This window comes from Azospira sp. MPR-LB4 (genome assembly GCF_058809525.1).
In genome coordinates this window covers 409513-424758 of record NZ_CM179521.1, presented here as the reverse complement: position 1 = coordinate 424758, position 15246 = coordinate 409513, and the positions used below count along the sequence as shown (strand labels likewise).

Annotated in this window: 12 protein-coding genes and 1 riboswitch; of the genes, 10 read left to right on the top strand and 2 right to left on the bottom strand. The window is 53.1% G+C overall.

Annotation, left to right across the window (positions count from 1 at the left end):
• Positions 1-2: 2 nt before the first annotated feature.
• The 4 genes from AC3QLZ_RS02010 (at position 3) to AC3QLZ_RS01995 (ending at position 7209) form a co-directional block, all read left to right on the top strand.
• Positions 3-1607 (top strand): efflux RND transporter periplasmic adaptor subunit, encoded by a 1605-nt coding sequence (locus AC3QLZ_RS02010; RefSeq protein WP_314624382.1) that lies wholly within the window; start codon positions 3-5, stop codon positions 1605-1607.
• 16 nt (positions 1608-1623) lie between these two features.
• Complete coding sequence (locus AC3QLZ_RS02005; protein ID WP_152089180.1) at positions 1624-4806, top strand: CusA/CzcA family heavy metal efflux RND transporter; 3183 nt, start codon at positions 1624-1626, stop codon at positions 4804-4806.
• Positions 4807-5215: 409 nt separating this feature from the next.
• Positions 5216-5809, top strand: coding sequence for a flagellar basal body rod protein FlgB (flgB, locus tag AC3QLZ_RS02000; RefSeq protein WP_492783305.1), 594 nt, complete (start codon positions 5216-5218; stop codon positions 5807-5809).
• A gap of 350 nt (positions 5810-6159) precedes the next feature.
• Positions 6160-7209: a DMT family transporter gene (locus AC3QLZ_RS01995; protein WP_152089181.1), complete on the top strand. Its 1050-nt coding sequence runs from the start codon at positions 6160-6162 to the stop codon at positions 7207-7209.
• A gap of 305 nt (positions 7210-7514) precedes the next feature.
• Here the strand turns inward: AC3QLZ_RS01995 and AC3QLZ_RS01990 are convergent, their stop codons facing one another.
• Positions 7515-8090 (bottom strand): TMEM165/GDT1 family protein, encoded by a 576-nt coding sequence (locus AC3QLZ_RS01990; protein WP_152089182.1) that lies wholly within the window; start codon positions 8088-8090, stop codon positions 7515-7517.
• 3 nt (positions 8091-8093) lie between these two features.
• Positions 8094-8266, bottom strand: a riboswitch (yybP-ykoY riboswitch).
• Positions 8267-8658: 392 nt separating this feature from the next.
• Here AC3QLZ_RS01990 and AC3QLZ_RS01985 point away from each other — a divergent pair.
• From AC3QLZ_RS01985 to AC3QLZ_RS01975, 3 genes are all read left to right on the top strand, one after another.
• The gene (locus tag AC3QLZ_RS01985) at positions 8659-9735 is read left to right on the top strand and encodes a DNA-binding protein (RefSeq protein ID WP_416242514.1); all 1077 of its coding nucleotides are present in this window, start codon (positions 8659-8661) and stop codon (positions 9733-9735) included.
• A 93-nt stretch (positions 9736-9828) separates the two neighbouring features.
• Complete coding sequence (locus AC3QLZ_RS01980; RefSeq protein WP_416242515.1) at positions 9829-10599, top strand: hypothetical protein; 771 nt, start codon at positions 9829-9831, stop codon at positions 10597-10599.
• Between the two features lie 128 nt (positions 10600-10727).
• Complete coding sequence (locus tag AC3QLZ_RS01975; protein WP_043798269.1) at positions 10728-11045, top strand: putative endonuclease domain-containing protein; 318 nt, start codon at positions 10728-10730, stop codon at positions 11043-11045.
• A gap of 228 nt (positions 11046-11273) precedes the next feature.
• On the opposite strand, the gene AC3QLZ_RS01970 is transcribed toward AC3QLZ_RS01975, so the two are convergent.
• The gene (locus AC3QLZ_RS01970; RefSeq protein ID WP_014237655.1) at positions 11274-12452 is read right to left on the bottom strand and encodes a tyrosine-type recombinase/integrase; all 1179 of its coding nucleotides are present in this window, start codon (positions 12450-12452) and stop codon (positions 11274-11276) included.
• A 266-nt stretch (positions 12453-12718) separates the two neighbouring features.
• Here AC3QLZ_RS01970 and AC3QLZ_RS01965 point away from each other — a divergent pair, with 266 nt between their 5' ends.
• The 3 genes from AC3QLZ_RS01965 (at position 12719) to AC3QLZ_RS01955 (ending at position 15232) form a co-directional block, all read left to right on the top strand.
• Positions 12719-13699: a DNA-binding protein gene (locus AC3QLZ_RS01965; RefSeq protein ID WP_157870638.1), complete on the top strand. Its 981-nt coding sequence runs from the start codon at positions 12719-12721 to the stop codon at positions 13697-13699.
• Between the two features lie 1068 nt (positions 13700-14767).
• Entirely contained in the window at positions 14768-14989 is a 222-nt protein-coding gene (locus AC3QLZ_RS01960) for a hypothetical protein (RefSeq protein WP_492783304.1), read from the top strand.
• A 3-nt stretch (positions 14990-14992) separates the two neighbouring features.
• Positions 14993-15232: a hypothetical protein gene (locus AC3QLZ_RS01955; protein ID WP_014237594.1), complete on the top strand. Its 240-nt coding sequence runs from the start codon at positions 14993-14995 to the stop codon at positions 15230-15232.
• Positions 15233-15246 lie beyond the last annotated feature (14 nt).

Sequence of the window (15246 nt, the reverse complement as noted above, 5' to 3'; positions counted from 1 at the left end):
TTGTGAAGATCAATTTTAAAAAGAACGCGTTGAATATCCCTAAAAAGCAGGGTGTCACCATTGCTGTGATTGTGGCCCTGGGCTTGATTACCGGTGGATGGATCCTGGTATCCGGTCCGTCCAAGCCGGCCGGAGAACAGCATGAGCATAACAACCATGAGGAATCCAAGGGGCATGCCGATGCCGAGCACCATGGTGAAAAGGCTGGCGATAGCCATGACCACGCCAAGGAGCACGGCGATGCAGAACATCATGAAGGCAGCCCAAAAACTGGAGTCCATGGGGGTAAGTTGTTTACCGAGGATGGATTCGGTTTGGAATTGCTATTGGCTGAAGAGGGGGGAGAGCCGCATTTCCGGGTTTGGCTGTTCAAACAAGACAAGCCGTTGGTACCAACTGCCACTAACGTTTCAGTGACTCTGACACGGCCAGATGGGGAAAAGCAGGAGATCACTTTCCAGTCAGAAAAGGACTACCTGAAAAGCACAAGCCCGATCGCAGAACCTCATGTATTTGAGGCAGCAATTGTTGCTAGGCTAGGAAATGCTCCGTTCCGGTTTATGTATACACAGGAAGAAGGAAAAATCGAACTGACGGAAGAGCAGGTTAGATCTGCCGGTATTTCTATTCAGAAGGCAGCCCCTGCAAAAATTAGAACCTCTGCGAAATTGCCGGGAGAGATTCGCTTCAATGAAGATAGGACTGCGCACGTCGTACCGCGGTTAGCCGGTGTTGTAGAGAGCGTTCCTGCCAATCTTGGGCAACCAGTCAAGCGTGGACAAGTGCTAGCCGTAATCGCGAGCACGGGACTCTCCGAGCAACGTAGCGAGTTGTTAGCTGCTCAGAAACGCCTAACTCTGGCTAAGTCCACCTATGAGCGGGAAAAGAAGCTCTGGGAGGAAAAGATTTCGGCGGAGCAAGACTACCTTCAAGCACAGCAAGTACTGCGGGAAGCTGAAATTTCCGTAGCGAACAGCCAGCAGAAGCTGGTTGCCCTGGGAGCCGGCTCAAGCGTATCGGGGAGCCTCAATCGCTATGAAATCCGGGCTCCTTTTGATGGCATGGTCGTCGAGAAGCACATCGCACTCGGCGAGGCCGTCAAGGAAGATGCCAGTATTTTTACGGTCTCTGACCTATCTTCCGTCTGGGCAGAAATCGTGGTTCCGGCCAAGGATCTGAACATAGTTCGTGTTGGTGAAAAGGTCATAGTCAAGGCCACTGCCTTCGACTCAAAAGCCGAAGGCAGCATCTCCTATGTGGGAGCTCTACTTGGGCAGGATACCCGTACAGCCAAGGCGCGTGTGACCCTGTCCAATCCAAATATGGCGTGGCGCCCAGGCCTATTTGTCAATGTGGAAGTCGTTTCAGGTGAGGCGGATGTTCCGGTGAGTGTTCTGGCTGATGCAGTTCAGATGATCGGAGACAAATCCATCATCTTCACCAGAGTTGCGGATGGCTTTATTGCACAACCTGTCACCTTGGGACGCTCTGACGGCAAGTTGGTGGAGGTGCTTAGTGGCCTAAAGGCGGGGACCCCATATGCAGGATCCGGTAGCTTTGTATTGAAGTCTGAACTCGGCAAGGGCAGTGCCGAACATAGCCACTGAGCCGGGAGAAGACAACATGTTTGAACGCATCATTCGACTTGCCATTGAGAACCGGTGGCTGGTCCTCTTAGCCGTGCTTGGGATAGCTGGACTTGGAATCTACAACTATCAGCGTCTCCCAATCGATGCGGTACCGGACATCACCAACGTCCAGGTTCAGATCAACACTTCTGCTCCCGGCTATTCGCCGCTAGAGGTGGAACAACGGGTGACCTACCCGGTCGAGACCGTCATGGCCGGGTTGCCTCATCTGGAGCAGACCCGTTCCATGTCACGTTATGGATTGTCTCAAGTAACCGTGATCTTTAAAGATGGGACGGATATCTATTTTGCCCGCCAACTGGTCAATCAGCGCATTCAAGAGGCCAAGGAGAAGTTGCCGGCTGGAATTGCTCCAGCCATGGGGCCCATCTCAACTGGCCTTGGGGAAATCTATCTTTGGACTGTTGAAGCCGAAGATGCTGCAAAGAAAGCAGATGGCACGCCTTATACGCCGACTGATTTGCGCGAAATCCAAGACTGGATCATCAAGCCGCAATTGCGCAATGTTCCAGGGGTTACCGAAATCAACTCGATTGGCGGTTTTGCCAAGGAATACCAGGTTGCCCCCAGCCCAGAGAAGCTGGCTTCCTATGGGCTGACGTTTCAAGACGTAGTTACAGCTCTTGACCGCAACAACGGCAACGTCGGGGCTGGCTATATAGAGAAGCGTGGTGAGCAATACTTGATTCGAGCACCAGGACAAGTACGAACCATTGAGGATATCCGGAACGTCATTCTCGGCAATGTTCAGGGAGTCCCGATCCGCATTCGTGATGTAGCGGAAGTCGGTATCGGCCGAGAGCTCCGTACAGGTGCTGCAACGGATAACGGCCGGGAAATTGTACTTGGCACCGTATTCATGCTGATTGGTGAGAACAGCCGGACGGTATCACGAGCTGTCGATCAGAAGATGGCTGAAATCAACCGCAGCTTGCCTGAAGGTGTCCATGCAGTAACCGTCTATGACCGGACTGTTCTGGTAGACAAAGCGATTAATACCGTCAAGAAGAACCTTCTGGAGGGAGCAATCCTGGTTATCGCCATCCTGTTCCTGTTCTTGGGGAACATTAGGGCGGCAGTGATCACAGCAATGGTGATTCCGCTCTCCATGCTGTTCACCTTTTCAGGCATGGTGTCCTACCACGTCAGTGCCAATCTGATGAGCCTAGGGGCTCTCGACTTCGGGATCATCATCGATGGCGCAGTTGTGATCGTGGAAAACTGCGTTCGTCGCCTAGCTCATGCACAGGAACGTCACGGGCGGCCGCTAACTCGGACGGAGCGCTTCCATGAGGTCTTTGCCGCATCTCAGGAAGCACGCCGAGCGCTGTTATTTGGCCAGCTCATCATCATGATCGTATATCTGCCGATATTTGCCCTCACCGGTGTCGAAGGAAAGATGTTCCATCCTATGGCGTTCACCGTAGTGACTGCTCTGGTTGGCGCCATGATCCTATCCGTCACATTCATTCCGGCAGCGGTTGCATTGTTCATCGGCACGAAGGTCGCGGAGAAGGAGAACATCCTGATGCGGATGGCCAAGCGTTGGTATGAGCCTGCTCTGGCCTATGTCATGGAAAACAAGCCGGTCGTTTTGGTCTTTACCACCGTAATGGTGATTCTCTCCAGTCTGCTTGCAACCCGCATGGGGAGTGAATTTGTTCCCAGCCTTAATGAAGGCGACTTCGCAATCCAGGCACTACGCATCCCGGGAACCAGCCTATCTCAATCAGTTGCAATGCAGCAGCAACTGGAAAAGCAGCTAAAGACAGACTTCCCGGAAATCGAGCGTGTATTTGCTCGATCCGGGACGGCTGAAATTGCCTCTGACCCAATGCCACCTAATATCTCAGATGGCTACATCATGTTAAAGCCTGAAGCTCAGTGGCCAGAACCTAAAAAAACCAGAGATGAACTGCTGGCCGCCATTCAAAAGAGCGTAGGCCAGTTACCAGGCAATACCTATGAGTTTTCTCAACCCATCCAGTTGCGTTTTAACGAATTAATCTCAGGGGTCCGCAGTGACGTTGCCATCAAGGTCTTTGGTGACGATATGGAGGTCATGAACGATACGGCAGGAAAAATTGCCGCCATCCTCGAAAAGCTTCCCGGTGCCTCCGAAGTCAAGGTTGAGCAGACCACGGGTTTGCCCATGCTGACGGTGAATATTGATCGGGACAAGACCGCTCGCTATGGACTCAACATCGGTGATGTCCAAGATGCGATTTCTACTGCCATAGGTGGTCGAGAAGCCGGAACGATGTTTGAAGGAGATCGTCGCTTCGACATTGTTGTTCGTTTGCCTGACACGCTGCGATCAGACCTCGAGTCGTTGAAACGTCTTCCAATTGCCCTACCGAGAGTGAGTGCCGGTGTAAGTGGAATGGAAGGGCGTACGACGTACATCCCCTTGGGGGAGGTGGCTAGCTTAGATTTAGCACCGGGCCCCAATCAGGTTAGTCGCGAGAATGGCAAGCGCCGTGTGGTCGTCAGCGCCAACGTTCGCGGGCGAGATATCGGCTCATTTGTTTCCGAGGCACAAAGCCGTTTGTCCGAGGTAAAAATACCGGCTGGCTATTGGACCGTTTGGGGTGGAACCTTCGAGCAACTGGAATCGGCCTCCCAACGCCTAAAAATTGTGGTCCCTGTCGCATTGCTGCTGGTTTTCACACTGTTGTTCGCCATGTTTGGCAATGTGAAGGATGGACTACTGGTGTTTACCGGCATTCCATTCGCGCTAACTGGCGGGGTTGTGGCGCTGTGGTTGAGGGATATCCCGCTTTCAATCTCTGCAGGAATCGGCTTCATTGCGCTGTCCGGTGTGGCGGTATTGAACGGCCTAGTGATGATTTCCTTTATTCGAAACCTGCGAGAGGAGGGGCGAACTCTAGATGAAGCAATTCATGAAGGCGCATTGACCCGCTTGCGTCCTGTGTTGATGACAGCCCTGGTTGCCTCTCTTGGCTTTGTTCCAATGGCAATTGCCACAGGAACTGGTGCAGAGGTCCAGCGTCCGCTTGCGACTGTAGTGATTGGTGGAATTCTATCGTCGACTGCTTTGACGCTTCTTGTGTTGCCTCTCCTCTATCGCCTTGTCCATGGAAAAGATGCCGAAGAAATTGACTTCGCATCTGTTCCTGACAGTTCGAAAAATTAACTACTCATTTTAGTGGAATCTGTGTCCAGTTCGTCATGTGGCTAGCTGGACACTATTCCATCTAATCAACCTTTATCTGCAAAGACGTAGTGCTAAAGCATGACTATAAAAAGCGTTTGGCATTTTTCTGAATAGGGCTAGGCTAGTCATAAGATGCTTCATAATTCCCATTCTGAATTATTCCACGACGGCCCTTTAATTTTTGTGGCGTTGGTGCTTTTATTTTTTGTCAGTCGTTTTTTAATAGAGAGGCATCTAGAGAAAAGAAACAAAAGAAAGTCATATGCAAAAAGCCTCCCTAACCGATTGAAAAGGCATCCAAGGAAGCATAGAAATCCTAACAGTAAAAATGAGGCATAACAAAGATGGCTTGTTATGAACATTCCACATTTAGGAGAAATAATTGCATATGGCGGATATTCCAAATTTAAATTCTATTGCACTCCCTCTTAGAGGTACAACTACCAAAGAGGGGAGTAATGAGAAATACAATACTCACCAAAGCTTTTCAAAAATATTAGAGCATTATCACTTAATAAATAATCCTAGTGATACACAAAAATTGAAAAACAACACTCCTGATTCTACGCGCCTTTTAAGCAATAATAACGCACGTGGCGGAAAATCTGACTTTCAGGAGAATATGCTGAGTATACGAGCCTATCGGCAACAATTAATTGCTTCAAACATTGCTAATTCCGATACCCCTGGGTATAAGGCTCAAGATATTGAAATTAATGAGTCAATTGGTGTAATGAATCGCGATTCAATGGCGTTAGCAAAATCAAGCGCTAGCCACATGTCAGGAGTCACCTTAAATAAGGTTAATACTTTTAATTTAAAATATCGCGTTCCATATCAAAGCAGTGCTGATGGCAATACTGTTGAAATGGATATTGAACGACAACACTTTGCTGAAAATGCTGTTATGTACCAATTCACTTTGGATCGTGTCGGAGGTGAGTTCAAGGATATGGCTGAGTTGCTTAGGAATCTGAAATAGTAATTTAGTGAATTTATTTCTGGCGAAAGAGAGTAAATCGATTGCATCGAAGTATTTGTCACATGCTCAACCATATGCGGCAGGATGATGGTTTTTTGCTGATTGTCGTAGGGGTTCTAGCACTGCTCATATTTTTGTTGTTATTGATTTTTGCTACTTGGCGGGAAGAGCGATGGATTCGCATTGTCAAATTTTTTAACTCGCTATTTCGGTTATAAATTTAGTTTTAAAATCTATTTTAGAGTAGCGGGTGAACTTTTTTTGGGGGCGCAGTTAATGATGGCGGATATAGGCTACTCATCAGGGACCTGCACCTGCCATCTGAAGACCACTGATCGGGAGCAATCCTGATGAAGCAGGTCGACATGGGGGGTATCGCCACAGCTCTGATCGCGGCGCTCCTTTTCGGTGCCAGCCCCCCATTGGCCAAGCTGCTGTTGGTCCATACCAACCCCTGGCTACTCGCGGCCCTGCTGTACCTAGGCTCAGGTCTTGGTCTCCTTCTGCTTCGCCGCCTCTGGCGGGTGCCGGCGGTGTCCCTGCCAGGACTCGAGTGGGGCTGGCTAGCCGGAGCCATCCTGGCCGGCGGCGTGGTGGCCCCGGTCTTGCTGCTACTCGGCCTAGCGCGGATGCCGGCCTCCGGTGCTTCCCTGTTGCTCAATGCCGAGGGAGTATTCACCGCCTTCCTGGCCTGGTTTGTCTTCCATGAGAACTTTGACCGTCGGGTTGCCCTTGGTATGGTGACCATCGTTGCCGGCGCCCTGGTCCTGTCCTGGCCAGGGGAGGCCAGCTTCGCCGGCAGCCAGGCCGCCTTGCTGGTCTTGAGTGCCTGCCTGGCCTGGGCGGTGGACAACAACCTGACGCGCAAGGTGTCCCTAGCCGATGCTTCCTTTATCGCCATGACCAAGGGGCTGGCAGCAGGTGCCACCAACCTAGCGCTAGCCCTGGCGCTCCATGCTCCGTGGCCGGCTCCTGGCATTGTTACGGGAGCCCTGTTCCTGGGACTGGCCAGCTACGGCGCCAGCCTCATCTTGTTCGTGGTGGCCCTACGCCACCTGGGGACGGCACGTACTGGTGCCTACTTCTCGGTAGCCCCCTTTCTCGGCACGCTGCTGGCCATCGCCCTGCTGCAGGAGCCTGTCACTCCCCAACTCGCCCTGGCCGGTGCCCTGATGCTGCTGGGGGTATGGCTGCACCTGACCGAGCGCCATGAGCACCCCCATGTGCACAAGTCTGGCAGCCACGAGCACACCCACTACCATGGCGACGATCCCCATCACGACCATCCCCATGACCCGCCTGTGGCGGCCGGTACCCGCCATCGTCACAGCCATGTCCACAGGACACTGCAGCACAGCCACCCGCATTTTCCTGACATGCACCACGAACACCGTCACTGAGCCGGAGTGCATGTGGAGCACCTCGCTCCACAAACTTGCGGTTCCTGTACTTATGATGGTTTTTTGTGTTCAGCCCCGAGGACTTATTGACCTCCTTAAGCAGTCGCAAGTGAGTATTCGCATAAATCTTGCCTCCTAGTGGCGCCAGAAGGCGCATCCCAACATTGCCATTGAATGGCGTATCAGACTGCCAGCGAGCTAGAGAATGAGCATTACAAACTAAGGATAGGTGCGACATATCCATCTCGAACATCGCGAAAAAGTCCGGACCATGAATCCAGGCCTTGCCCTAAACCATCTATGTACTAAATCCCAAATGCGTTTCCTGCACCCAACAACGTAGCCACTCCCAAGATGGCAAAAATGACTGCTGCAATGCCATGAACCAGGCGTACAGGGATTCGATGAGCTACACGGTCTCCCAGGAGTACTGCAGGCACATTCGCTATCATCATCCCAAGGGTCGTTCCAGCCACAACGAGAGCGAGACTCTGGAACTGGGCAGCCAAAGCGACCGTAGCGATCTGGGTTTTATCGCCCATTTCGGCTAAGAAGAAAGCGACAAGGGTAGTGCCAAAGACACTCATCTTGGCCAGTTGGGTTTCTTCCTCATCCAGCTTGTCCGGAATGAGGGTCCAGATTGCCATAGCGATAAACGAGACTCCCAGCACCCAGCGAAGTGCTTGGGGGGGCATCAAAGTGGTAATCCAGGTACCAACCGCGCCGGCAAACGCATGATTGGCGAGGGTTGCCGCCAGAATGCCCAGGACGATAGGGATTGGCCGCCGGAACTTGGCTGCCAGGAGAAATGCGAGAAGTTGGGTTTTGTCGCCGATTTCGGCCAGGGCTACGATGCCCGTTGAGACGAGGAATGCTTCCAAAATGACTCCCTGGCCGGACAAATACCAATGACCACACCGCTCCCGGCCATTCCGAGTCGATGTGGTCAAAGGTCTTGCCAAGTTCAGGAACCGCCCGCACCACGGCCAGAAGACCGAGTCTGTTGATACGGGCCCCTCCAATAGATGGAGGGAGGCTACTCCCCAATGACGGGGGCGATACTAGAATGAAAGACATCATCTGTCTATCTCGGGCATGTTACTTAGTGGTATTGGGGCCTGGAAAGTACTTGTTGGATAGGTGCCAAATATCTCTGGAAAGCACTGAGTAGGCAGGGTGGCTGCCTTGTTGCGTCACTGGGTGGTAGGTTTGGTGAGAATACTCACGCAGGCACAGCCTGAGCTAAGCCACTCGAGAGCGAGGGGGGCTGAATAGCAACTGTTTCCTCTGCTTCGTACGGTTTCCGAGTCATGGTTTCCTAAAAAACACGATCACACCAAATAACAAACCATTATCAATTCATATATTTCGTAAATTTCTCACCTTGCGCCATGGCAATTCAGTATGTACTATCGTATTACGTAATACGGTACGAAATTCGAGGATGCCATGGCCAGAGCCGGAATCTACAAATCAGAAGTCGTCAGAGCGCGTAACAACCTGTTGGCGATGGGGCGTTATCCATCGATTGACGCCATCCGTGGCGAACTGGGCAACACGGGCTCCAAAGGTACGATTCACCGCTACCTCAAGGAGATCGAGGAAGAGGAAAGCGGGAATACCGGTACCCAGGTTGCGGTCAGTGATGCCATTCAAGACCTGTCAGCCAGACTGGCCGAACGTCTGCATTTGGAAGCAGATCAGCGCATGGCGGCGCTGACCGATAAGCACAAGGCGGAAATTTCAGCACTGAACGACACCATCATCGCGTTACGCAATGAAGTCGATTCCTTCCGCAGCCAGTCTGAGCGTCAGGTATTGGAGTTGTCGGCAGAGAAGACCGCCCACAGCGAAACCCGGAGCACGCTTCAGGAAGAGAGAATCGTTCGGGCGCAAATGATGCAGCGTATCGAGGATATGGAGGGGCAACTGGCAAAGGAAGAAACGCACCGCGTATCGCTGGAAGAAAAGCATCAGCATGCCCGGGAGGCGTTGGAGCATTTCCGCACAGCGGCGAAGGAGCAACGTGAGCAGGATCAGCGGCAGTTCGAACAGCAGATTCAGTTCTTGCAGGGCGAACTGCGTGGAGCTAAGGAAACGGTGAATGCGAAACAGCAGGAACTCATCCGCAGCCATGAGGACAATGCCCGTCTTTCCAGCGAGCAGACCCATTTTCGTAGCGAGTTGCATCGCCTGGAAACCGAAATTCGACCGCTACGTACCGCCCGGGAACAATTGGCGGTCTTCGAACTGAAGAATCAACAGCTGGAAGAGCGTCTGGCCCAGAGCACTACCCACCTTGATCAACTGAAAGCGGAAAACCAAAGCTACACAGAGAAATTGCAGGATACACATCAAGCCGGACTCCGCCTGGAGGCTGAACTGACTGCAGCAAAAGCTGTGTTAGCCAGCCAAGAACAAATCCTGCAAAGGATCACTATCAGCCAGCCCCCCGCAACGAAAGGCAGCGGACAGCGCAAGGGAAGTGCAGAGAACCAAGAATCGCTCTTTGAACCGAAAAAGTAATAGGAGGATCAGTTGTCGAGCAGCAGTTTGGCACCTCGTCACATGCTTTCAACGATACTATGCTCATAAGTAAAGCGGACTACAGAGGGTGGCATGGATTCCAACGAGTGCATTCGACCGCCGGGAACCTACTACGACGTCATCGCTCATCCGGTCGATCGGAAGCGTGCCATCGAGGTGGCGATCGTTCAGGACCATCGCTTCGCTTTCTTCTATTGGCTCAAATGGCGAAACAAACAAGCTGATCAGCCCAATCCGCCAGCCTTGATTTCTTTGGATTGGCATCAAGATCTTGTTCCGCCCTGTGACCTCGAATGCGAGTGGCTCAGCGCACTTGATGCAGATGACTATAAGGCTGTCGGTTACTTTTGCTGGGATAAGCTACATGTCTTAAACGATGGTCACATCCTGGCCGCGGCTTACCTCAACTTGATTGGTGACATTCACGTTGTGCAGAAGCAGCGTGATGAATGCCCGGAGGACTTCGTGGATGTCGACGGACGGAAGCACCTGGTCTGCTGCTATGACTCTGTGGAGCAATTAACAGAGGCGGTTTCAGGGCTGAAATATGATTCGGCTATCCTCGATATCGATCTGGATTACTTCACCGAAAGTCCAGACTCATGCGGAGGAGGCGACCAGCTTCAACTGGTCGGCCAAGATGAAATCCAAGCATGCCTTGATCCAACAAGTCCGTTCATGTCGTGGATTTTCCCGCGAATGACGGGAATAACTATTGCGACTGAGCCTGAATTCTGTGGTGGGTTAATGAACTCAAATCAATTGTTCAACGTAGTGTGCGGTACGTTATTTGATCCGCCGCTGTTGAGCCACAGGCCTGGCTGGCGCCACCAGTTGAAGTAGTTGACGCCAAAAATTTCTAAATCAAATCCGTCGGTTAAAAGCGATTTTCGAGGATTTCGTATGAATCCCGGCCGACCCTCTACACCCGCCGGCAGCGCGGCGACGAGCAATTCCTAGCGCGTCAGCGCATGGATTTCCTGCTGATGCTGGAGCAGGGCATGCGCATCGTGATCGAGATCGATGGCCGCCAGCACTATGCCGAACCCGATCCCCTGATGCCGGATCGTTTTATCGCAAATGCGCAGCGCTATGCCGAGATGGTTGCGGAAGATCGTCGGCTGCGACTGGCGGGATATGAGGTCTACCGGTTCGGCGGGCACGAGTTTTTGGACGTCGACTTCGAGCAGCGCAAGATTGGGCCGCTCGCTCAACAATGCGTTGCAGAATTTTTCGACCGACTGCTGTCAATACATGGCGTGCTCAATAGAGAACCCCAGGCACCCTGATGTAGAGAATGCGTTGATGCCCCGAACAACCATGCAGCAGATATTGAAAGACCGCTAACGAGCGGTCCGGTAGCGCGCCCTTGGCGAGTAAAGTGCCCTGCCAATCTCTAGTGCGTCATCCGGGGCAGCGGGTACGGGGCACATAATTTTATAGGCGTCGACGCGGAAGTAGTATCTAGGATCGGCGCGATAGATAGTCATCGGATGGCCCAAAATCAGCTATCGCCTTTACCATCGTATGCGATGCTTTTCTTCCGTTTCTTTGTGCCGCCGGTCATCGTCCACATGAAGGTATTGGCTTGTCGTACTCAACGATTCGTGGCCCAGATTGTCTCGGACCAGGCGCAAGTCGATCTGCTGATCAGCCATATGCGAACCGGCAGTATGACGCAACCAGTGTGCCGATGCGCGCTCAAGTAAATTCGCTCGGACGACATACTCATCACCTCGCTGACGCAAGCGCTCCGCTGCTCCCTCGAAAATCTTCTTGACGATCGAATGCAGCGCCGCCCGGGTCAATGGATCCCGCGATTTTCCAATCGGCAGCAGCAAGGGGGTATCCTCATTAGGGCTAGGGAAGGGCGCCAAGCCTATCTCACGCCGATAACGGGCCAGTTCAACCATCAATTCACTGGTCGCCGGCACCAAGCGTTCCTTGTCGCCTTTGCCCAGAACCTCCAGCCACCAGCGCTCATCGCCCTCGCGGTCGCGCCGGCAAAAGAAACTGCCCATGGTGTTTTCAGCGACTTCCGAGATCCGAAGGCCGCCTAGATAGAGGAGGGTGAATAGCCACCGTACGCGAAAATAGTGGGCCCGTTGGCGATCGGTTTCTCGGGGCATGCTATCAATGAAGACTTTCAATTCCTGCCAAAGGTCTGGGTCGAGATAGCGTGTAATTCGGGGTTTGGCCCGACGTGCCCGGTGCCGCGATAAGGACAAGGGATTGCCGGCCAGGTAGCCAGCATCGACCAACCAGGAAAACATCACATTCAAGATGATCATGGCCTGGCGTTGACTGGCCGTCGAGAGCGGCCCATAGAACGGCCGCCAACGAGGATCATCCCGAGGATGCTTGCGACCACCGCCAGCTACCCATTTTTCACGCGGTTGGGGATCCAAGAGGAATTGCTGGTACACCAGGAAATCCTCATGGGTCAGGGAGGAGAGGGGTTTGCCCAATTGGAGCGTTGACCACAGCAATAAGCGCTCAGCTTCCTTCCGGTAGTTGTCGAACGTCGTCTTGGTTTCGATGAAACGCGCCAACCAGGCGTGAATGGCCTGCAGATCATTGGAGGCGGCAATCTGAGCGACCCAACCAACGGCACGATTACGTCCTTGGCTGCCGTCGAGGTCAGCTGGCAACAGAATCTGCTCAACAGGAATCGGCGCGAGCGCGGTATCAGTCATTTTCGGCCTGAAAACGTGGATTAAGGTCTCAGTATTTCCTCAACGCCATCACGTCGCAATAATTCGACATTATAGTCGTAATGTCAAATAAAATGCCGATTGTGCAATATATACAACGTTATACGTTGTATTATTAAAGATTGGCTGGGTATTGTTGCCTGACGACAGTCATAGGAGTCATCAAGATTAGCACCGAAGCCCAAATCCACGCCGACGTCGAAGCCCTCCGCGAGCGGACGCCTGAAACGCAGGATCTGTACCGCGAAGTGTGCACTGTCCTTTTCTTCCGGTATGGCATCACGCCAACCGCCAACAAACTGTATCAGTATGTCCGGAAGGGCAGCATGTCAGCCCCCGCGGAAGCTCTGGCGAATTTCTGGGAGGACTTGCGCGAGAAAAGCCGAGTTCGCATTGAGCACCCCGATCTGCCTGAGGCCGTGAAAGCAGCCGCCGGCGATCTTGTGGCCAGCCTGTGGACACAGGCCCAAGCGGCTGCCCAGGACGGACTGGCTGGTTTCCGCAACGAAGCGCAAGCCGCGGTCCTAGAAGCCCAAAATGGGAAAGCAGCGGCGGAATCCGACCGGGCTACAGCACTGGCAGAATTAGGGCTGGCTCACCACACGATTCAGGTGGCTACGGAGCGTGCCCTGCAATTGGAACGCGACCTGGCAGCAGAGCAAGCTGGTAAGGCATCTTTGGCGGAACAGTTGGCGGCAGCCGTACGTCAACAAATGGTCCTCGAGGCTGCGCTGGCCGAATCCCGGCGAGATTTTGCGGTGGAACTAGAAAAGCTGCGCCAAGCCCTGCAAAAATCAGAAGAACGTCACGAGGCTGGCGAGAAACGAGCGATGCTGGAGATTGACCGCGAACGAACAGCATCCGCTAAGCTCCAGACGGAATTAGCACAACTCCGTAAAAATCAGATGGAAGCCGCAGAACGGCATCGGAGCGAAGCGGGACTCCTTCAGAAGGAACTCGCAGAAGCCCGTCAAGTTGCAGGAATAGCCGAAGGCACGCTTCAGGAAATGCGGGCGATCTATCAGCGGCAGACCGAGCAGACGCAATCCTTGCAAGCAGCCATGGCAGAAGGCGAAGTCCAGAAGACCTTGATGGAACGAGACCTAAAGGCTTGTCAGGAGAAAGTCAGTTCCCTGGAGAAGGAGCGTCAGCAGTTGAACCCCACACCGGCAGGCGAGAGCGAAGTTGCTAAACCACGTAGAAAAAGCAGGAAACCTCTTGGTGGCTGAGTCTTGTAGGTGAAGCCTTCGTTTCATTAACCCAAGTAGTCAGCAGTGCATATGTACAACAGAGTTAGCAATGAGTCTAAGGGTGGACCGCTGAATACACTAAAGGCTGGCTTCGAATGACCAGACAGACAATGACCGCCACTAATTCTTTGGTGCAGGTGGCCAAGAGCAGTATTATTTTGAAATTCGCTGTTTTCACTAGGAAAGCATCTAGCAATTAGTGGGGCGGACTCCGGTTTCCTTCTCTCCAGGTCAATCTATGAATCGCATAATTTGTATTATGTAAAATCGTGGCTCATTAAAACGGCAGCCGAAGTTGTGCGGAATATCCGCGCCATGCTCTTTCGGCCCTTGAGTTTGCAGGGTTAGCCAGCCAGCGACAAATCAAGCGCACTTCCTCACCATCCAGCCCGGCCAACAACAGCCGGGCTTTTTCTTTCTCTATCTGCCGATACCAGTATCGGCGCGGCCCACAGCCGACACGGCCTTCCAATCTCAGGCGGTAATACAGGTTGCAAAGACCAAGGGACCATTCAGGCATGGTTTCTAGTTTTTTTGGAGAAATCGGGGGCGAAAAAAAGCGAAATCTATTTCGCGTTCGTGAGGTGTAACTGTCACCTCACGAAGGGCCGGAGGATTCTAACCGCATTTTTTGAGCGGGCAAATGAGGGTGACCCCCTCCCCCATCTAGACCTACGCCCCGCTGTCGCGGGAGGCCCCTGCGGGGCAGTTAGCGGGGCCTTGCCCCGATGGCTGCACACCGAACCACCTGTCCGCCCATCCCCTCCAGATTTCTTGCCCTAGGCCCTACCAAAATTAGAAGGGCGGCAACGTGTCACGCCAGTCCCGCGAGCGGGACCGTCCGAAAAACGATGAACCCATTTTTCGGCCTCTGTCATGCCCCCTTGCTTCCCATGAAAGGAAGGCGGGAGCGCAAGCGCCCCCTATGGGTCCGGGCAACAAGTGCGGGCAAGAACTCAGGAGGGGAAGGAACAAGCACCACAGCAGGTCAAGAGCGCAGAAATCTAACGCGCGGGACTGAATCTAGGAAAGGTAGGAGGAAAAACCATGGACCACAGCGAATACATCAATCTGTTAGAGCAAGACCGAGACAACATGATGGAGCAACGTGAGGAATATCGACTGCAACGGGATCAACTGCTGGAGGCTCTTGAATACATAGCTAACGGCTACCGGAAAGTAGGCGACATGGAGGAGTTCATCACGGACTCCGAGACATTCCAGCGCATCGCCCGCGCCGCCATCGCCAAAGCCACCGGGAAGGAATAAGCCATGCTCTCCCGCCGATACGAGCAAGGCCAGGAGTTCAAAGAGCGCCAAGGCGCCTTTGACTTCGCGGCTGTGGCTTGTTTCGTGCGGGATGTGGCCGTATCGGTGCGGGCCAGCCTGGGGGGCTGGATGCGGGGCTTCTTTGCAACGAAGAAGCTGGAGGGGAAAAAGCCCCGCCAACTGGTGCTATTCGGCACCGTGGAGGGGCTTTTCGGGAGCGTGGCGGCGTTCGAGTACGCCTAACGGAGAGGTTTATT